Below are 17,336 nucleotides of genomic sequence, written 5' to 3' on the forward strand. Positions count from 1 at the left end.
GCTGCTGCTCCCCCTACAGTCGCGGGGCTGTGGGGGGACCCCCACCCGGCAGCAGCGTCCCTGGTTCGGCCGGTGCCACGTTCACGGCCTCGGTCTTGGGACTGCGCTGCTCCCGCCGGGACACCCACTGGGCGAACCAGGAGAGCAGCATGCACATCCCGATGTAGATCGGCGAGATCACCATCACCACGGGGATGAACGGCAAATCGTAGTCGAGGTTCGAGGCGATCAGTTTCCCGGCGTGGAGAAACTCCTCGTAGGTGATGAGATATCCGAGCGAGGTGTCCTTCAGGGCCACCACGAGTTGGCTGATGATGGCGGGCAGCATGGCCCGCACGGCCTGCGGGACGAGGACGTAGGTCATGACCTGGGTCTTGCGCATGCCGAGCGCGAACGCGGCCTCCCGTTGGCCGCGTTCGACGGAGTTGACGCCGGAGCGGAAGACCTCGGCGAGCACCGAGCCGTTGTAGAGGGTCAGCCCCGCGACCAGCGCGGGCAGCGGCTGCACCTTCAGCGCCACGAAGATGAAGAAGATCATCACCAGTACGGGCATGGCGCGGAAGAACTCGACGACCAGCGCGGAGATCCAGCGCACCGGACGGTGGTCGGACAGGCGTCCTGTCGCGAGCACGGTGCCCAGCGCCAGCGAGAGCACCGCGGCCATCGCGAAGGCCTTCAGCGTGTTGCCCAGTCCCCGCAGCAGCAGTTCCTGGATGCCCTTGTACTCGAACGGCATCCACTTGGTGTAGGTGAACTGGTCGGTGTCGAAGAGGAGATAGAGGATCCAGCCGACCAGCGCGAGGATCAGGGCGGTGGAAACGGCCGCGTAGAGCCGGTGCCGCTGACGGGTCCGGGGTCCGGGAACGTCGTACAGGGCGGTCGATTCGGGGGCGGTGGTGGTCATCGGGCGACTCCCCAGCGCTGTTCGAGGTAGTTGAAGATCGCGCTGATGGTGAGGGTGATGATCAGATAGCCGACGGCGATCCAGACGAAGGTCCAGACGATGTTGTAGCCGAGCTCGCTCAGCGTCTTGTAGGTCCCGAGCAGTTCGTTGACGCTGAACGCCCCGGCGATCGCCGAGTTCTTGGCGAGGGCGATGAGCGTGGAGCCGATGGGCGGGATCACGGACCGGAACGCCTGCGGCAGGACGACCACGGACAGCGTCTGGCTGAAGGTCATGCCGAGGCTGCGGGCCGCCTCACCCTGTCCCTTGGGCACGGTGTTGATGCCCGAGCGCAGCGCCTCGCAGATGAACGCGGAGGTGTAGCAGCCGAGCGCCAGGACCGCGAACACCTTGAAGGGCAGCACGAGTCCGAACCGGGGCAGCCCGAGCAGCACGGCGAAGAACAGCAGGGTCAGCGGGGTGTTGCGCAGCACGGTCACCCACACCGTGCCGAAGGCCCGCAGGGAGCCGACCGGCGCGACCCGGAACGACGCCATCAGGAAGCCGAGCACGAGGGCCAGCACGCTCGCGTAGACGGTGAGTTCGACCGTGCCGAGGAATCCCTGGGCGAAGGTGTGGAAGTTGTCGATCAGTACGTTCACATCGGCCTCGCTCAGCTCGCCGGGTAGCGGTCGATGGCGGGCGGGGTGGGCGCCGGCACTCCGGAGAGCCCCAGCGTCGCCTCGTACGCCCTCTTCCAGTCGCCGTTCTTCTCGCGGGCCTCCAACGCGTCGTCGAGCGCGAACCGCAGCGCGTTGTCGTCGCGCGGCACGCCGATGCCGTACGGCTCCTTCGAGAACGGCTTGCCGACGACCTTGAGTTCGTCGGGCACCTTCGCCGCGTAGCCGATCAGGATCGCGTCGTCGGTGGTGACGGCGTCGACCTGGTAGGTGAGCAGGTTGTCCACGCAGACCGAGTAGGTGTCGTAGGCGACGAGCGTCGCCTTCGGATAGTCGGTCTGGATGCGCTGGTACGGCGTCGAACCGGCCGCCGAGCAGACGCGTTTGCCGGCGAGGTCCTGGGGGCCGCGGATGTCCTTCTCGTTCTTGCGTACGAGCAGCGACTGACCTGCCATGTAGTAGGGGCCCGCGAAGCCGACGAGTTTCTTGCGGTTGTCGTTGATGGTGTAGGTGCCGACGTAGAAGTCGATCTGACCGTTCTGCAGGGCGGTTTCGCGGTTGGCCGAGGCGATCGTCTTGAAACGGATGGTGCTCGGGTCGAAGCCGAGCGAGGCCGACATCATCCTGGCGATCTCGATGTCGAAGCCGGAGTAGGTGCCGCTCGCCGGGTCCTTCTCGCCCAGGTACGGCTGGTCCTCCTTGACGCCGATGTTGAGGTAGCCGCGCTTTCTGGCCCTCTCCCAAGTGGGCGAGGAGGGGAGCTCGAAGCCCTCCGCCACCTGGTAGTGGGGCAGTTTGCCGGCGGCCGGTCCCTTGACGGGCGGGCTGCCCTCCTTGCCGCAGGCGGCCGTCAGCAGCGCGACGCACACGAGGGCGGCCACGGCGAGGCGCATACGTGTCGTACGGATCATGGTCGTACTCCCCCGCCTAGTGCTTGAGGATCTTGGAGAGGAAGTCCTTGGCGCGGTCGCTGCGCGGGTTGGTGAAGAACTCCTCGGGGGTGCGGTCCTCGACGACGCGGCCGTCGGCCATGAACACGACGCGGTTGGCCGCGGAGCGTGCGAAACCCATCTCGTGGGTGACGACGACCATGGTCATGCCGTCGCGCGCGAGCTGCCGCATGACTTCGAGGACCTCGTTGATCATCTCGGGGTCGAGTGCCGAGGTCGGCTCGTCGAACAGCAGGGCCTTGGGGTCCATGGCGAGGGCGCGGGCGATGGCCACGCGCTGCTGCTGGCCGCCGGAGAGCTGCGCCGGGTATTTCGGGGCCTGGGAGGCGAGGCCCACGCGGTCCAGGAGTTCGAGGGAGCGCCGGTCCGCCTCCTCCTTCTTGCGGCCACGGACCTTGATCTGGGCCAGTGAGACGTTCTGCAGGATCGTCTTGTGGGCGAAGAGGTTGAAGGACTGGAAGACCATCCCGACCTCGGCGCGGAGCCTGGCGAGCGCCTTGCCCTCGTCCGGCAGCGGCTGCCCTTCGAGCCTGATGGCGCCGGACTCGATGGTCTCCAGCCGGTTGATCGCCCTGCACAGGGTCGACTTGCCCGACCCCGAGGGGCCGATGACCACGACCACCTCCCCCTTGCCGACGGTGAGGTTGATGTCCTGGAGGACATGCAACGCGCCGAAGTGCTTGTTCACGTCCTGCAGTTCGATCAGAGGATCGACAGCCATGCCCGGCCCTACCCACTCTCAGCTGTGTCGCAGAAGCCGCAAACTATCCGGGCAGGGTGACCCCCCATACGCGACACGCACTTTTCGGGCATTAGCCGTATTTATGAATTTTCTGGTTTACGGCGTCCTGGCGAGACGGGCTACCCCTCCGCCACCTCGGCGTACAGCTGGGAGAGTTCGGGGGCTCCGCTGGACGCCCAGGTGTGGCCGGAGGCGACGACATCGATCTCCCGGCCGGAGGCCAGCCGCACCGCCGGGTGGCCGTTGGGCCAGACCTCCCAGCGGGCGCCGGGCACCGTGCGCACGATGACCGAGCCGAGATAGAGCCCCGCGTCGTTGCCGAGCCATGGCAGGCTCTCCTCGTCGTCGCGCCAGCGCGGCAGCAGCTGGTCCAGCGCTTCCAACGAGGCGACGGAGTCGTCGAGTTCGACGCCCGCTTGGTGGGCCTGCGAGCGCAGCAGCTCGCACTCGGAGAGGAGTTCGGCGACGCCCTCGGAGTCGTGATCACCGTCGGAGAACACCGCGACGCCGAAGGCGGGACCGTGCTTCTTGCGCCAGGTGCCCAGGAAAGGGATGTTCATACGCCCAGCGTGACATTCACACTCCGGGTCGCACCACAGGCGCGCCCCGGGGGCACTCACACGTCGAGGTCCACCACGACCGGCGCGTGGTCCGACGCGCCCTTGCCCTTGCGCTCCTCGCGGTCCACATAGGAGTCGGTGACCGCCTTGGCGAACGGCTCGTTGCCGTAGACCAGGTCGATGCGCATGCCGCGGTTCTTGGGGAAGCCGAGCTGACGGTAGTCCCAGTACGTGAACGGGTGGTCGTACTTCAGGGGCCGCGGGACCACGTCCGACAGGCCCGACTCGCGCAGCGCGGCGAGGGCCGCCCGCTCGGCCGGGGTGACGTGGGTGGCCCCCTCGAAGAGGGAGACGTCCCAGACGTCGTCGTCCGTCGGTGCCACGTTGTAGTCGCCCAGCACGGCGAAGGGACGGCTGCCCGCCGCGTCACCCGCGACCGCGGCCTTGAGGGCCTCGAACCACTGGATCTTGTAGGCGTAGTGGGGGTGGTCCACCTCGCGTCCGTTCGGCACGTACACCGACCAGACGCGGACCGGGCCGCAGGTCGCGGAGACGGCCCGGGGCTCCTCCACACCCTCGTAACCGGGGTCGCCGGGCAGCCCCTTGACCACGTCCTCCAGGCCGACGCGGGAGAGCACCGCCACGCCGTTCCACCGCCCGGTCGCGTGGACCGCCGCCTCGTAGCCCAGCTCGCGCAGCTCGTCGACGGGGAACTGCTCCGCGGCGACCTTGGCCTCCTGGAGGCACAGCACGTCCGTGCCGCTGCTCTCCAGCCAGGCCAGCAGCCTCGGGAGGCGAGCGGTGATCGAGTTCACGTTCCAGGTCGCGATGCGCATGCCTCACAACCTACCGGGCGGGTACGACAGCGGGTCGCCGTGACCGCCCGGCGCACCCGCCCTCGGGTGCTCAGACGTCCGCCGACGCCCCCGGCGCGAGCCGCAGGTGCTCGGAGCCGCCCAGGGAGCCGATCTGGTGGTCGTAGATCGGGCGTGCGAGGTCCGTCAGGAGCGCGTCGTGGATGTCGTACGCGCGCTGCGGCTTCACCTCGCGGACGTAGTCGATGACCTCGGCGATCTTGTTCCACGGGGCCATGACCGGGAGCATCAGCGTCTCGACCGGCTGCTCGGGAACGGTGAGGGCGTCGCCCGGGTGGAAGACGCGGCCACCGTCGATGAGATAGCCGACGTTCGTGATGCGCGGGATGTCCGGGTGGATCACGGCGTGCAGTTCGCCGTGCACCTGGACGTCGAAGCCCGCGGCGGTGAACGTGTCGCCGTGACCGACGGTGTGCACACGGCCCGGGAAGGCCGCGGAGATCTTCTCCGCGACCGACTTCAGGGTCCAGATCTCGGCCGCCGGGTTGGACTCCAGGCCCGCCCGCAGCCGGTCCTCGTTGAAGTGGTCGAGGTGCTCGTGCGTGACCAGGATCGCTTCCGCGCCGACGGCCGCGTCCTCCTCGGAGAAGGTCCCCGGGTCGATGACGAGCACACGCCCGTCCTTCTCGAGACGGATGCAGGCATGCGACTTCTTCGTGAGCTTCATGGGTCCATCCTCCCCCTCCCGGTGCCACGCAGGGCCCCCGAGACAGGTGCTCCCACTACCAGGCTCAAGATCACTCCTGGGGGGTGGTCTCCTCCCGGATGACCTGCTGCGCCACCTTGAAGGCGCTGTTCGCGGCCGGGACACCGCAGTAGACGGCCGCCTGGAGCAGCACCTCCTTGATCTCGTCCGGAGTGAGGCCGTTACGGAGGGCGGCGCGGGTGTGGAAGGCCAGCTCGTCGAGGTGACCGCCCGCGACCAGCGCGGTCAGCGTGACACAGCTGCGCGAGCGCCGGTCGAGGCCCGGCCGGTCCCAGATCTCGCCCCACGCGTAGCGCGTGATGAACTCCTGGAAGTCCCCGGAGAACTCGTCCGCCGAGGCCAGCGCCCGGTCCACATGCGCGTCGCCCAGCACCTCGCGGCGCACCTTGATCCCGGCGTCGTAGGGGTCCGGCCTGCCCAGGACCGCGGGCCGGACGACGGGCGGGGCGATCTCGGCGACGGGGCCGACCGGCGGGGGTGCCGCGAGCACCGGCTTGACCGGGGCCGCCGGAATGGCCATCTGGCCTGTGGTCGAGTCGTAGGCGGGCTGCCAGGCGGTGGAGAAGTGCCGTACCAGCAGGTCGGTGACCGCTGCCGGCTGCTCCACGGGCACCAGGTGCGAGGCTCCGGGGACGACGGCGAGGCGGGCGTCCGGTATCCCCGCGACCAGCGTGCGGGCCTCGGCGGGTCCGGTGACCTGGTCGTCCGAGCCGACGAGGACGAGGGTGGGGACGCCGATGCGGCCCAGTTCGACGCGCACGTCGAACGCGGCGAGCGCCTCGCAGGCCGCGATGTAGCAGCCGGGGTCGGTGGTGCGCACCATCTGCACGGCCCACTCGGTGATCGCGGGCTGCGCGGCGGCGAAGCCGCTCGTGAACCATCGCTCGGGCGAGGATCGCGCGATCGGGTCAAGACCGTTGCTGCGCACGATCACCCCGCGCTGGCGGAACTCGTCGGCCGATCCGAAGCGGGGCGAGGCGGCGATCACGGCGAGCGAGGCGATCCGCTCCGGGTGCCGCAGGGCCAGCTCGATACCGATGGCCCCGCTGAACGCGCAGCCCGCGTAACCGAAGCGCTGCACGCCGAGCCCGTCCAGGGTGGCGAGCAGCCGCCCCGCGAGTTCGCTCACGGAACCCGCCGGGTAGGCCGGTGCGCCGCCGTGGCCCGGCAGGTCGAACCGGAAGATCCGCCAGTTCTTGGACAGCTCCGGTATCTGCCGGTCCCACATGTGCCAGGTGGTACCCAGTGAGGGACCGAGGATCAGGACCGGGGCGTCTTCTGGCCCGTCAAAGCGGTATTGGAGGGTGTTCTTCGGTGTCTCACTCACCCGCCTGACCCTCTCATCTGTCACGACAGCCCCTATGAGCGGGGTCCTGGCTGTAGCTGTCCGACCAGGTGGAAGACCTCCCGGGCCGCGTAGCGTTTGAGGCAGCGGACGATTTCGCGCCGAGTCCTGCCCTCGTTGATCCGGCGCTCGTAGTAGTCCGGGGTGCGCGGGTCGACCCGCAGGCGGGTGAACACGATAGGCGATCTCGAAGGCCATCGCGGCGGTGAAAATTCGCGCCCTTGCGGAACAGCGAGCGGGCCAGCGCGACCGCCGCGTACGAGCAGGATGACGACGCCGCGCCCAGGCCCGCGGCGACGGCGAGGGTGCGGGGCCGGTCATCGCCCAGGAGCGAGACCCCAGTGAACTTGTGGACCACGGCCTGAACGACAGCAGACAGGGCGAAGCCCAGAATCAGGGCCCAGTGATCTCCCAGGTCATCGACCCGGCAATCGACAGTGCGTGCAGTACGACGTGCATCTGTGAAGCCTTCCTCCATCAGGGTGCGGGCCGCCGCACACGGACACGCTCTCTTTGGGTGCGTGTCCGTGTGCGGCGGGGTGCGGGGCGCCGCCGTGTTGGCGGGGCCCCGCCGGGGTTCAGCCGACGCGCAGGGTCAGGGCGGCGGTGTGGAGCTTGCCGCCGGTCTGGAACTGCAGGAACAGCCGCCAGTTGCCGGAGGTGGGCAGTTGGGCGTGGAAGGACAGGTCCGGGCCGCCGTGGTCGCCGGTCACCTTGGTGGTCGGGTGGAGGTGGGCGAACGCGGCGTCGCCTTCGTGGAAGGCGGTCAGGTGGGCGTAGGTGTCCAGGTAGGGCTCAAGGTCGGTGACGGCCTTTCCGTCTTTGGCGATCGAGACGATCAGCGGGTGTGCCATGCCCGCCATGGGCTCGCCCTTGACAGTGACGGTGTACCCGTCGGCCTGCGTGCTGGTGGCCGGTGCGGGCAGCGGGGTCTTCGCGGTGTCGCCGGGCACCGTGACGGTGCGCGAGAGCACGAAGTCCTTGGCCTTGCCCGTTCCGGTGTTCGGGGTGAAGGAGGCGAACATGCGCCAGGAGCCCGGAGTGAGGGAGGACAGGTCCGCACTCCAGGTGCCGCCGGCGGCCATGGTCGGGTGGACGTGCTGGAATCCGGTCAGGTCGGAGCGGATCGCGTAGAAGTGCATCCGCTTGGTCTGGTCGAGGGCGAAGCCGGTGACCGGCTTGCCGTCCGGGCCAGTCACCGTGAACCGATAGGCGGTCTGCTTGCCGGACGGCAGGGTCGCGTCCTTGGAGGTGAGGCGGTAGCCGTCCTGGGTGTCGGACAGGCCGTTGCCGGAGGCCATGTGGTCCATGCCGGGCATGTCACCCATTGCTTGCGACGCGCTGGGCGAGGAGGACGCGGAGGACTTGCTGCCGTGGTCCATGCCCGGCATGGATGAGGAGTCGCTGGAGGAGCCGCAGGCGGCCAGGGCCAGTGCGAGAGCCGCTGCAGCACCGGCCGCGGCTATCGCGCGGCGGCCCGCAATGAGACGGGAAGAGGAGATCATCGAAGCGGGGGTCTTTCCGGGTGGGCGCACCACACCGGTGGCGCGCGGAGAGGGCAGGGCACGGTGCCGGTCCCGGCCGGTGGCCGGGCCTCGGCGTGTGCCTGTCACGTCCGCGCGATGCACGCCTTCAGCAGGTGATCTCTTCCGCCGGCCGGAGGCCCGCGCAGCCCGCTCCCGCCCAGTGCCCGCAGTCGGACCGGCGTCGATGCGGCCGGAACCGTGACGGCGGCCATGGAGAGGAGGCCGGGCGCCGGCAGGGGGATCCGCTCGTGGGCCGGGGTCGCCATGCACAGCGCCCCGGGCATCCCGGCAGCCCCGGCGGCCTGGAGGGCCGGGCCTGGATGATGCGTGGCGGGCGCGTGAGCCGTGGTCATCGGGGAGGCGTCGTGGCCGGTGGGCATCGGTGCGGGTGCGGGCATGGAGCCGTGGCAGCCCTCGGCGGCACTCGCCGGGGAGCCGTGCATGAGGAACAGGCCGAACAGCACCGCGCACACGGCCAGCAGCCGGGCGATGCCCCACCTGCCCGCATGTCCGCTGCCCACGTTGCGTTCCCTTTCTTCCTCACCCTTCGGCGCGCCGCCTGCGGTCGCCCACCCTCACCATACCCGGGCGGGGTATCAACCGGTTCCGCGGCCGGGGAGCTGGCGAGGTGACATAAGGGCAATGAGATGATCTTTAAGTCCTGACGGGCGAGCCAGCAGCCAGACGAGACCCCTCCCCACAGCGGGGGTGCGCCTGCGGTCACCAGTCAGGATCGCGTCGTGATTCCGCTCAGGTATCGGTCGATTGACGAGCGTGGGCGGTATGGCGCCACGGGCCATGCGGCGGGCTAGACGATGAGCCGCCCGCCGCGGCGACGCGTTGAGGAGGCTGGTTGGCTCCGGTGGCATCGGGCACCGGCGGCGAGGGACGCAAGCCGGCCAACGTGACTGTGACCAGCCGGTCAACGGCAGCCTTGGAGGGCAGGCTGCCGGCGGCGCCCAGGGCGTGCAGGCAGTAGGTCGCAAGCTCGCCGGGGGCGACGTCATCGCGGATGTCTCCGGCCTGCGCGGCTTCGGTGATGAGGTCCCGCACGAGGGCGTTCAGGTGCTGCTCGGCGTGGGCGAGGTGCTCGCCCCGGTGCACCAGCGCCGCGAGTTCGGTGTGCTGGGGGCGCTCGTGGGTGATGTCCGCGTAGGCGTGGAGGACGGCTTCGAGTTGTTCGCCGGGGGCGCCTGCCTGGTCGCGGATGCGGGCGAGGTGCTCGAGATGCGCGGTCACGTGGCGTTCGTGCCACGCGGCCAGGATCGACTCGACGTCCGGGAAGTACTTGTACAGCGTTGCCCGGCCGATGCCGGTCTCCTTCGCGATCTGCGACATCGTCACTGACGCCAGTCCGTGCTCGGCCACCAGCGCCGCGGTGGTCTCCAAGGTCGCTTCGCGGACCGTGCGGCGGTGCTCGGCGATCGTCTCATTCCACAGCTTCGGCACCTGTGCAGCGTACGCGATGACGATAGTCAGACACTCTGGATTGACATAGACAGAGTGTCTCGATAAAGCTGAGGGTGTCGCGGAGATCCGTCCTTCCACGCGACGGAGAGGAGTGCTTCTCATGGCACAGCCCGCTGACGAACCGACCGCCGATCCCGAGTTTCGCGACGTCGACACCGCCCGGCCCGCCCCGCACCACGGCCCCGGCCGCCAGGGCGCGGCCGACGCCGGTTTCCGGCACGAGGAGCTGTACACGAACCCGCCGCCGTGGGACATAGGCCGCCCCCAGCCCGCCTTCCTCGCCTTCGCCGACGCAGGGCTCCTGCACGGCCGGGTGCTGGATGTGGGCTGCGGCACCGGCGAGCACACGCTCATGGCCGCACGGCTCGGACTGGAGTCCACCGGCATCGACCTCGCCACCAACGCCCTGGATCTTGCGACGAAGAAGGCGGAAGAACGCGGCGTGATGGCGCGGTTCCTGCGCCACGACGCCCGGCGCCTGGCCGACCTCGGCGAGCGGTTCGATGTCGTCCTGGACTCCCTGGTCTTCCACGGCTTCCGCGGCGAGGAGCGTCCGGCCTACGTAGAGAGCCTGCGCGCCGCGGTGAAACCCGGCGGGCGCTACTTCATGCTCTGCTTCCGCGACGAGCCGCCGACCCCATCCGGGCGGGTGCACCGGCTGACACCAGACGAGATCCGCACGGCGTTCGCCGACGGGTGGCGGATCGACGCCATCGAACCCATCACGATCGACAGCGCCCTACCCGCCTACACCAACGGCATCCGCGGCTGGCGCACCACTCTCACCAGGGACTGAAAACCTCCGCAAGGCTCCCACCCGTGCGCGAAACCTGTCAGTGCCCACGCCGACGGAGCCCCCTGCGGTCCAGAAAGGAAGGTCATGCCGACCGCCGAAGCCCACATTCCCACCGAGCGTGCCAGCCGGTACCTCGTGCAATTCTGCCGCCACCTCGGACAGATGAGCCGAATACGTCACCAGCCGCCCGCCCGCCACGGCAGTGGTGACATGCCACCGACGGTGCGGGACGTCGACTACTCCGACACGCGCGGCGTGATTCGCTTCGATGAGGGCCAGTTCACCCTGCAGGCCACCTCGGACACACTGAGCCTGCGCGTCGATGCCGACGACGAGGACACTCTCCAGCGACTCCAAAACGGCATCACCGCACGCCTTGAGAAGATCGGCCGACGCGACCAGCTGACAGTGACCTGGCAGCGGCGCCAAACGCCTCCAGGCCCACCCGGCGAAGGAGCCGGCCCAGCCTCCGCTCCCGAAACCGGGACTGCAAAGCGCCCGGGCCGCGGCACGACCATAGGACTGATCGCGGTCGGCGCCGTCGTCGTCGCCGTGCACCTGGGTCTGAGCGGAGCCGCACTGGCCGCCTCGACATGGACCGGCTGGGCCGTCAACGCAGTCTTGGCGATCATCCTGCTGAAGGTCGTGTTCGTGGCCGTCCACGTTGTACTGGGCCGCTTCGCCATCCGCCACGGCAAGTCGTTCCGGCCCCGATGGACCTTGCGGCACCCGCACAAGTCCATAGCCGCGACTCCACAGACAGCTGACATCGCGCCGGGCAAGGAGTGCACCTGACCGTTCTGGACGTTCCCGGCGCCCGGTTCCACTACGAGACGCGCTGGCGGCCCCTGCTGCTCATGCCGACGATCGGACAGATCGTGGCGAGTCAGCCCCCACCTCCGGCGATCAGGCACATTGGTGGAGAGCTTTGGCGAGCTCGCGGTTGGCCGTTCACGCAGAAGCAAGGGCCTCGCCGACGGCGCCCAGAACCTGCGCCTGGACGTGACCGGCGACCGCGACGACGAGATCACCCGGCTCGGCCACACCCTCAACCACATGCTCGACCGCCTGGAAGCCGCTGCGGAACGCGAGCGCCGGTTCGTCGCGGACGCCAGCCACGAACTGCGCACCCCGCTCACCCTGATGCGGGCCGAACTCGACGTCGCCCTGTACCGCTCACGCTCCGCCGGCGAACTCACCGAGACCCTGCGCTCGGTGGACACCGAGGTCCAGCGACTGATCCACCTCTCCAACGCGCTGCTGGAACTGGAGGAACTCGGCAGCAGCGACCACATAAGCCGGGCTCCCGTACGCCTGACCGACCTCATCGAGGCCGCAGTCGCCCCCCATCTGCGCACCGCCGAACGGACCGGGCGGGTCCTGACCGTCGAGGCGCCCGACACGGCCGTCGACGTCGACACCCGCTGGCTGCAACCCGCCCTCGGCAACCTGCTCGACAACGCCCTGCGCCACGGCACCGGGGCCGTCCGCCTCACGGCCACCGTCCACGAGGGCAGGCTGCGCCGGTGCGTCACGGACGAGGGAACTGGCTTCCCCCCGGAGTTCCTGCCCCGGGCGTTCGACCGGTTCGCCCGCGCCGAGGCCAGCCGCACCGGCAAGGGGTCCGGCCTGGGGCTCGCATTCGTCCAGGCGGTGGCCATCGCCCACGGCGGCACGGCCCACGCCGAGAACACCGGGCGCGGATCCTGCGTCATCCTCGCCCTGCCCTGCTGACCGGCACGCGGACTCGTCGGCCGCGTACGGTGGGGGCATGGCGCCGCCTCTTCCGGGCCCGCTGGCTCACCTGGCCCCGCTGCTCACCCACTACGGCTACTGGGCCGTCGGTGCCGTGGTCCTCGTGGAGGACTTCGGAGTCCCCGCGCCGGGAGAGACCATCCTGATCGCCGCGGGGATCTACGCGGGGGCCGGGCAGCTGAACATCGTGACCGTGGCGGTCATCGCGTTCGCCGCCGCCGTCGTAGGGGACAATGTCGGCTATCTGATCGGCCACACCGGTGGACGAGCCTTCGTGCACCGGTGGGGCCGATATGTGTTCCTGACCCCTGAGCGCTTCCAGGCGGCGGAGGAGTTCTTCAGCCGCCATGGCGGCAAGATCGTCACCGTCGCCCGCTTCGTCGAAGGACTGCGCCAGGTCAACGGCATCATCGCGGGCACCAGCGGCATGCCCTGGCGCCGTTTCCTGGTCTTCAACGCCCTCGGCGCCGCACTGTGGGTCGGCCTGTGGGCGAGCCTGGCCTATGTGGCGGGCACCCACATTACCGCCATCTACGACGAGATCAGCCGCTACCAGCTCTACGCACTCATCGCCCTCGGCGCCCTGGTCGCCGCACTCGTCCTCCGGCACCTGCTGCGCCGCCGACACCAGGACTGACCCAGAGACCCGTCACCTTCCCGACTCGGGCTCGGGTACAACCGACGCCGCGCGACGGCGAACGAGCGCGACCACCGCGCCCAGCCCTATCAGGAACGCGAGCGCCCCATAGCCGTAGGTGAGCGTGGCGAGCGAGGCGACGGCGGCGACGAGCAGCGGTCCGCCCGCGTCGCCGAGTTCGCGGCCGAGTTCGGCGGCGCCCATGGTCTGGCCGAGGCGCTCCGCAGGCGTGCTCGCGGCCAGCGCGGCGAAGCCGAGCGGCGTGATCAGCCCCGTACCGGCTCCGATCAGAACGGCCCCGACGAGGATGCCGATCAGTCCCGGCAGCATCGCGCAGGCCAGCCCCACCGCGGTGACCGACAGCCCCGCGGCCAGACCGGTCCGAGTGGTCAGGCGCCCGTCGTCCAGCGCGCGTCCGGCACGCGGCTGGACCAGCGCGGCGGTCGCGGCGAGCAACGACACGGCGGCGCCGGTGGCGACGGCGCCCAGCCCGGCGGCGCGGCCGGAGACCGGCAGGAAACCGACCCCGACCGACAGCGCCGCGGTCGCCGCCGCGAGCCCGGCGGTCGGGGCGAGGAACACCGGGTCGGCCAAACGGCGGGCGAGGTCGAGGACCGTCTGCCGGGCCTTGGGCAGCGGCGGTACGGCGGGGACGGCGAGCCCGGCCCAGACGGCGACCACCACGCCCAGCACCGCGAGGACGGCGAACAACAGCCTCAGACCGCCGGTCCACACCAGGACCCCGCCCAGCAGCGGGCCGAGGGTGTAGCCGATGGACTTGTGGAAGCCGTAACTGCCGAAGGCTCGCCCGTGCTTGGCGGCCGGGTTGAGCCGAGCGACCAGCGCGGAGGCGGACGGCGAGAAGGCGGAGGCCGCGGCTCCCTGCCCGAGGCGTGCGGCCCAGAGCCAGCCGGGGCTGTCGGCGAGGACGTACAGCGCGGACGCGACGGCGAAGGCCCCGAGCCCGCCGAGCAGCACCGGGCGGGCGCCGATCCGGTCGGCGAGGGTGCCGAACACCGGCTTCAGCAGCACCTCGGCACCGTCGTACAGGGCGAGCAGTCCGCCCAGCACCAGCAGCGAGATGACCGCGTCACCGCCGAGGCTCGCGGCGATGCCGTGCGCCCCGAAGGCGGTGGTGAACCCCGCCGCGTACAGCGGCCACATCTGCCGGGCCGGGGCGGACCGCGCGGTCACTGCTGCCCCTCCGGAGCCTGGTGCAGAGCTGCGAAGACCCGCTCGGCGTAGTCCTCGCAGGCGGCGGTGGACTGCTTGAGCCGTTCGCCGGCCTCGGCCGCCTCCGGAGCGCCGAACACATCGCGCACGGTCAGGTCACGGTGCCAGCGCCGCAGCCGCTCCAGCGACTGCTCCTCTTCCTCCAGCTCGGCCAGCGTGAACTTGGCGATCCGGATCTCCTTGGCCAGTTCCGCCTCGAACTTGCCGCAGTCCGCGAGGAACTCCGCCCAGTCCGCGGACCGCGCGGCGGTGAACATCGCCTGGAAGCGGGCCGCGTCCTCGGGCCCGCGTCCGGACGCGTTCAGGGCTACCGCCTGTCCGCCCGCCTGTTCCGTGAGCGCGATCGCCCGGCCCACGCCGTCGGCGAAGACCGGCACGTCCGGAACGGCCCACACGCCCTGACCGAGCGAGAGCGCACCGATCTTGCGCAGCTCCCGCCAGACCGCCACCCGGTGCCGCGACGGCTCCGCAGGCACCTTGACCACGAGAACGAGCCACTGACCCGTTGGTTGCTTGCTGGACACAGAAGGAAATGTAACGCCCGTTACCTGCAATTGAGTAGCGGTGACTGGAACAGAAGCAGGTACGACAGTGCCGATCGCCCGACCGCCCGGCCGTCAGGCGAACTGGGCGATGCTGGCGACCCCGGCCACCAGGCAGTACACGGCGAACGGGGTGAGGGTGCGGGTAGTGAAGTACCGGGACAGGAAGCACACGGCGGCGTACGCGGCGATCGCGGCGGTGACCGCAAAACGTTCGATGATCACCCCAGGCACAGCGCAACGCACCTGTGCGAAACCCTGATCGACTGGCCCGTCGGCCAGATCACCCGGCCCCCGCGATGGGGTGCGGCTCAAAGGTCTCCCCATGACCGCGACGAGGTCGAGCGCAGTGATCCGCGCGTACGTCGCTCCCTGCCTCTTCGCCGTCCCCCGCTCTCGTACTGCCGGGCCGCGTTGGGCCGGTCGCGGACCGTCTCGGACACCTTCGCCGTACTCGAGTGGCCGGGGGCGGGCCCCACGCCAGCGCCCAGAACATCGCCGTCGGCACCTGCCGCGGGCGCGGTCGACGTCAGCGAGGGCGGCCTGACGCTGGCCAGCGTCAGGCGAGGGCTTCCAGCTCCCGGTGCTGCTGCGGATCGCGCTCTCCGACGTACCGGCGGACCGGGCGGGGGTGGGCAGCGGGGTGATGGTGACCGCGCAGCAGTTCTCGCTGGCCGTGGGGGTGGCGACGCTCGGCACGCTCTTCCTGGCGGTGTCGCCCGGGCTGGGCACAGGCAACGCGCTGGTGGTGACGCTGCTGGTGCAGCTCGGGGTGGTGGCGGTGACGGGGCTGCTGAATCTGCGGCTGCCCCGGTTGGTCGGCTGAGACGCGGGAGCTCGGCCGAGAGCTGAGCGGGGCAGGCCGCGCCCGGTACGGCAGCAGGGCCCGGACCACGTGTCGCGGTCCGGGCCCTGCCCCGTGCGGTGCCACCTGCGGCGGCGGTGCGTCAGCTCTGTGCGGTGTCGTCGCCCGTCTGCCCGGCGCCCTCGGCTGCGCGTGCCTTCTCGCGCATCTTGCGCACCAGCTCCGCCTTCTGGTCGGCGGCACCCTGGCGGTCGAGGTTGCGGTGCGGACCGTTGTTCTGCCGTTCGGCGCGGGACAGCTTCTTGCGCTGGCCGCCGCCCATGCCCACGGGGTTGTTGATGTTCTTGCTCACGGGTTCTCCCGGAATGATGTGAAGTGATCTACGGATTCATCGGTGGGGGACGGGCGCGGCTACGTCGAAGGACGTCAGCAGGGGCCCATCACGCTCTCACTCGTAAATCGGCGTCTGGAAGAACATGACCAACACGTTACCCGGTCCCGTCGGCTCCGCACACCAAGTTCTTCGCCGTCCCGGCGTCGGCCGCGGCGACGCGGTAGGCAGGTTCGCGGGCGCTGTCTTTCGCTCGGCGCTGGCCGCTGCGGCCACTTTCGGGTATGCGTCGAGCAGCGCTCGTGCCGCAGCCGCACGCGCTGCCTTACGAGCTTGACTCTGTCGAGGATCTTGGAGTTCTTCGGTGCGCCAGCATGATCAGCGGGCACGCTCGGGCTGTTTCGAAGACCGATGCAGTTGTCGAGGTGTCCGTTGTCGCTCCGTCCCCGTTCCGGTGAGCAAGTCCCGTCTCTGACCGCGCAGATCGCGCGGGCGAGCAATCCGGACGGTACGACGGCGATGTGGGTGAGAGACCGCCTCGACGGACTGTGGCGCGACGAGGACTTCGCCGGCTGGTACCCACGCGACAGACGCACCGGCATCTCGCCCGCCCAACCGGCCACTGTCTGCGTGCTGCAGTCCCTGCTGGGTCTGTCGGACCGGCAGGCGGCTGAGGCGGTCCGCTGCCGCATCGACTTCAAGTACGCCATGGCCCTGGAGCTGGACGATCCCGGTTTCCACCACAGCGTGCTGGCCGACTTCCGCAACGTCTCGCCGCAGGCGACCGCCCCGACCGCCTCCTCGACCTCGCGCCGGCCCGTCTCAAGGCGGCCGGGCTGGTGCGCGAGCGCACCACGCAGCGCACCGACTCCACCCATGTCCTGGCAGCGGTGCGTGACCTGACCCGGCTGGAACTGGTCACCGAGGCCGTCCGCGCCGTGCTGGAGGAAGTGGCCCGCACCGCTGATCACCTGCTGACCGGACGGGCCGATGAGGACTGGAGGCGCCGCTACGGCCGTCCGGTCCGTCTGGGCAAGAACCCCACCCGGCCCAAGACCAGGATCCTCGCCGTCGGCGACGACGCGTGTCGACTGTTGGAACACCTCCACAGGCAGGGATCGGGCTACCGGCCTGGGCCTCAGGCCGAGGCTTTGCGGCAGATCGTCGTGCAGCACTACTACCGTGACGCGGCCGGCCGCCTGCGCTGGCGCACCGCCGACGACGGCGGCCTGCCGCCCTCCGCCTCGGCGATCGTCTCGCCCTACGAGACCACGGCGCGCTACGTCCGCCATGGGCACATCATGTGGGCAGTCGAAGGGCTTCCGGTCGAACCGGCAAGGAAAGACTGTGCGTGATCTCCGGCGGCCGCGGCGTGGCACCACCCGGGGAGCGGCTCGCCCGGTTCGCCCATGAGCCGCCAACCTGCCCACTTTTGCCCTCTTCATGAAGTATCGGGGTTGACGTAAAGGTGACTTGACGCCTGGTGGACAGGGCAAACTG

At 70.0% G+C, this 17,336-nt stretch carries 22 protein-coding genes and 2 pseudogenes; 7 read left to right on the top strand and 17 right to left on the bottom strand.

The features are described from left to right. Positions 1-13: 13 nt before the first annotated feature. From ACIRA5_RS25595 to ACIRA5_RS25655, 13 genes and pseudogenes are all read right to left on the bottom strand, one after another. Entirely contained in the window at positions 14-904 is an 891-nt protein-coding gene (locus tag ACIRA5_RS25595; protein ID WP_352044607.1) for an amino acid ABC transporter permease, read from the bottom strand. Next, on the bottom strand, positions 901-1,545 hold the full coding sequence (locus tag ACIRA5_RS25600) for an amino acid ABC transporter permease (protein WP_054230381.1): 645 nt from the start codon (positions 1,543-1,545) through the stop codon (positions 901-903). Before ACIRA5_RS25600 ends, ACIRA5_RS25595 begins: the two co-directional genes overlap by 4 nt. Before the next feature lie 11 nt (positions 1,546-1,556). After that, positions 1,557-2,474: a glutamate ABC transporter substrate-binding protein gene (locus tag ACIRA5_RS25605; RefSeq protein ID WP_403694051.1), complete on the bottom strand. Its 918-nt coding sequence runs from the start codon at positions 2,472-2,474 to the stop codon at positions 1,557-1,559. 16 nt (positions 2,475-2,490) lie between these two features. Further along, a complete protein-coding gene (locus tag ACIRA5_RS25610; protein WP_352044605.1) occupies positions 2,491-3,234 on the bottom strand; it encodes an amino acid ABC transporter ATP-binding protein in 744 nt (247 codons plus the stop codon). Positions 3,235-3,374: 140 nt separating this feature from the next. After that, positions 3,375-3,815 (bottom strand): DUF6278 family protein, encoded by a 441-nt coding sequence (locus ACIRA5_RS25615; RefSeq protein ID WP_054230384.1) that lies wholly within the window; start codon positions 3,813-3,815, stop codon positions 3,375-3,377. A 56-nt stretch (positions 3,816-3,871) separates the two neighbouring features. Then, positions 3,872-4,651 carry an exodeoxyribonuclease III gene (locus ACIRA5_RS25620; protein ID WP_403694053.1) on the bottom strand — a complete coding sequence of 260 codons (780 nt, stop codon included), beginning with the start codon at positions 4,649-4,651 and terminating at the stop codon, positions 3,872-3,874. Positions 4,652-4,721: 70 nt separating this feature from the next. Then, positions 4,722-5,357, bottom strand: a complete 636-nt coding sequence (locus ACIRA5_RS25625; RefSeq protein ID WP_352044604.1) for an MBL fold metallo-hydrolase — start codon at positions 5,355-5,357, stop codon at positions 4,722-4,724. A 70-nt stretch (positions 5,358-5,427) separates the two neighbouring features. Continuing rightward, on the bottom strand, positions 5,428-6,723 hold the full coding sequence (gene pcaC, locus ACIRA5_RS25630) for a 4-carboxymuconolactone decarboxylase (RefSeq protein ID WP_403694461.1): 1,296 nt from the start codon (positions 6,721-6,723) through the stop codon (positions 5,428-5,430). 32 nt (positions 6,724-6,755) lie between these two features. Continuing rightward, on the bottom strand, positions 6,756-6,917 hold the full coding sequence (locus tag ACIRA5_RS25635) for a hypothetical protein (RefSeq protein ID WP_403694498.1): 162 nt from the start codon (positions 6,915-6,917) through the stop codon (positions 6,756-6,758). 4 nt (positions 6,918-6,921) lie between these two features. After that, a pseudogene (locus tag ACIRA5_RS25640) lies at positions 6,922-7,200 on the bottom strand (permease); the annotation flags it as partial. A gap of 119 nt (positions 7,201-7,319) precedes the next feature. Beyond that, a complete protein-coding gene (locus ACIRA5_RS25645) occupies positions 7,320-8,354 on the bottom strand; it encodes a hypothetical protein (RefSeq protein ID WP_403694054.1) in 1,035 nt (344 codons plus the stop codon). Next, positions 8,351-8,788 carry a hypothetical protein gene (locus ACIRA5_RS25650; RefSeq protein ID WP_403694055.1) on the bottom strand — a complete coding sequence of 146 codons (438 nt, stop codon included), beginning with the start codon at positions 8,786-8,788 and terminating at the stop codon, positions 8,351-8,353. Before ACIRA5_RS25650 ends, ACIRA5_RS25645 begins: the two co-directional genes overlap by 4 nt. Positions 8,789-9,017: 229 nt before the next feature. After that, positions 9,018-9,716 (bottom strand): TetR/AcrR family transcriptional regulator, encoded by a 699-nt coding sequence (locus ACIRA5_RS25655; RefSeq protein WP_403694056.1) that lies wholly within the window; start codon positions 9,714-9,716, stop codon positions 9,018-9,020. 121 nt (positions 9,717-9,837) lie between these two features. On the opposite strand from ACIRA5_RS25655, the gene ACIRA5_RS25660 reads away from it, so the two are divergent. The 4 genes from ACIRA5_RS25660 (at position 9,838) to ACIRA5_RS25675 (ending at position 12,925) form a co-directional block, all read left to right on the top strand. Then, positions 9,838-10,533, top strand: a complete 696-nt coding sequence (locus ACIRA5_RS25660) for a class I SAM-dependent methyltransferase (RefSeq protein WP_403694058.1) — start codon at positions 9,838-9,840, stop codon at positions 10,531-10,533. Positions 10,534-10,617: 84 nt separating this feature from the next. Next, positions 10,618-11,328 carry a DUF2218 domain-containing protein gene (locus ACIRA5_RS25665; RefSeq protein ID WP_403694059.1) on the top strand — a complete coding sequence of 237 codons (711 nt, stop codon included), beginning with the start codon at positions 10,618-10,620 and terminating at the stop codon, positions 11,326-11,328. 123 nt (positions 11,329-11,451) lie between these two features. Then, positions 11,452-12,267: an ATP-binding protein gene (locus tag ACIRA5_RS25670; RefSeq protein WP_403694060.1), complete on the top strand. Its 816-nt coding sequence runs from the start codon at positions 11,452-11,454 to the stop codon at positions 12,265-12,267. A gap of 37 nt (positions 12,268-12,304) precedes the next feature. Continuing rightward, positions 12,305-12,925 (top strand): DedA family protein, encoded by a 621-nt coding sequence (locus ACIRA5_RS25675; RefSeq protein WP_403694062.1) that lies wholly within the window; start codon positions 12,305-12,307, stop codon positions 12,923-12,925. 12 nt (positions 12,926-12,937) lie between these two features. Here ACIRA5_RS25675 and ACIRA5_RS25680 read toward each other — a convergent pair whose 3' ends face one another. From ACIRA5_RS25680 to ACIRA5_RS25690, 3 genes are all read right to left on the bottom strand, one after another. Beyond that, positions 12,938-14,089: an MFS transporter gene (locus ACIRA5_RS25680; RefSeq protein ID WP_403694463.1), complete on the bottom strand. Its 1,152-nt coding sequence runs from the start codon at positions 14,087-14,089 to the stop codon at positions 12,938-12,940. 26 nt (positions 14,090-14,115) lie between these two features. After that, complete coding sequence (locus ACIRA5_RS25685; protein ID WP_403694064.1) at positions 14,116-14,682, bottom strand: Chromate resistance protein ChrB; 567 nt, start codon at positions 14,680-14,682, stop codon at positions 14,116-14,118. A 93-nt stretch (positions 14,683-14,775) separates the two neighbouring features. Further along, a complete protein-coding gene (locus ACIRA5_RS25690; RefSeq protein ID WP_403694066.1) occupies positions 14,776-14,934 on the bottom strand; it encodes a hypothetical protein in 159 nt (52 codons plus the stop codon). Positions 14,935-15,259: 325 nt separating this feature from the next. Between ACIRA5_RS25690 and ACIRA5_RS25695 the strand changes: the two are divergent. Next, a pseudogene (locus tag ACIRA5_RS25695) lies at positions 15,260-15,526 on the top strand (MFS transporter); the annotation flags it as partial. 121 nt (positions 15,527-15,647) lie between these two features. Here the strand turns inward: ACIRA5_RS25695 and ACIRA5_RS25700 are convergent. Next, a complete protein-coding gene (locus ACIRA5_RS25700) occupies positions 15,648-15,857 on the bottom strand; it encodes a DUF6243 family protein (RefSeq protein ID WP_403694067.1) in 210 nt (69 codons plus the stop codon). A 411-nt stretch (positions 15,858-16,268) separates the two neighbouring features. Here ACIRA5_RS25700 and ACIRA5_RS25705 point away from each other — a divergent pair, with 411 nt between their 5' ends. Together ACIRA5_RS25705 and ACIRA5_RS25710 are read left to right on the top strand one after the other, a co-directional pair. Then, positions 16,269-16,739, top strand: a complete 471-nt coding sequence (locus ACIRA5_RS25705; protein WP_403694068.1) for a transposase — start codon at positions 16,269-16,271, stop codon at positions 16,737-16,739. Further along, a complete protein-coding gene (locus ACIRA5_RS25710) occupies positions 16,676-17,191 on the top strand; it encodes a hypothetical protein (protein WP_403694070.1) in 516 nt (171 codons plus the stop codon). Before ACIRA5_RS25705 ends, ACIRA5_RS25710 begins: the two co-directional genes overlap by 64 nt. Positions 17,192-17,336: the final 145 nt, after the last annotated feature.

Source organism: Streptomyces sp. NPDC096311 (genome assembly GCF_044763085.1).
Taxonomy (GTDB): domain Bacteria; phylum Actinomycetota; class Actinomycetes; order Streptomycetales; family Streptomycetaceae; genus Streptomyces.

What these genes read in the sequence shown, in the direction of transcription:
- ACIRA5_RS25595 (WP_352044607.1), bottom strand. Translation starts at nt 904, where the DNA reads ATGACCACCACCGCCCCCGAATCGACCGCCCTGTACGACGTTCCCGGA.
- ACIRA5_RS25605 (WP_403694051.1), bottom strand. Translation starts at nt 2,474, where the DNA reads ATGATCCGTACGACACGTATGCGCCTCGCCGTGGCCGCCCTCGTGTGC.
- ACIRA5_RS25610 (WP_352044605.1), bottom strand. Translation starts at nt 3,234, where the DNA reads ATGGCTGTCGATCCTCTGATCGAACTGCAGGACGTGAACAAGCACTTC.
- ACIRA5_RS25615 (WP_054230384.1), bottom strand. Translation starts at nt 3,815, where the DNA reads ATGAACATCCCTTTCCTGGGCACCTGGCGCAAGAAGCACGGTCCCGCC.
- ACIRA5_RS25620 (WP_403694053.1), bottom strand. Translation starts at nt 4,651, where the DNA reads ATGCGCATCGCGACCTGGAACGTGAACTCGATCACCGCTCGCCTCCCG.
- ACIRA5_RS25625 (WP_352044604.1), bottom strand. Translation starts at nt 5,357, where the DNA reads ATGAAGCTCACGAAGAAGTCGCATGCCTGCATCCGTCTCGAGAAGGAC.
- ACIRA5_RS25660 (WP_403694058.1), top strand. Translation starts at nt 9,838, where the DNA reads ATGGCACAGCCCGCTGACGAACCGACCGCCGATCCCGAGTTTCGCGAC.
- ACIRA5_RS25665 (WP_403694059.1), top strand. Translation starts at nt 10,618, where the DNA reads ATGCCGACCGCCGAAGCCCACATTCCCACCGAGCGTGCCAGCCGGTAC.
- ACIRA5_RS25675 (WP_403694062.1), top strand. Translation starts at nt 12,305, where the DNA reads ATGGCGCCGCCTCTTCCGGGCCCGCTGGCTCACCTGGCCCCGCTGCTC.
- ACIRA5_RS25680 (WP_403694463.1), bottom strand. Translation starts at nt 14,089, where the DNA reads ATGTGGCCGCTGTACGCGGCGGGGTTCACCACCGCCTTCGGGGCGCAC.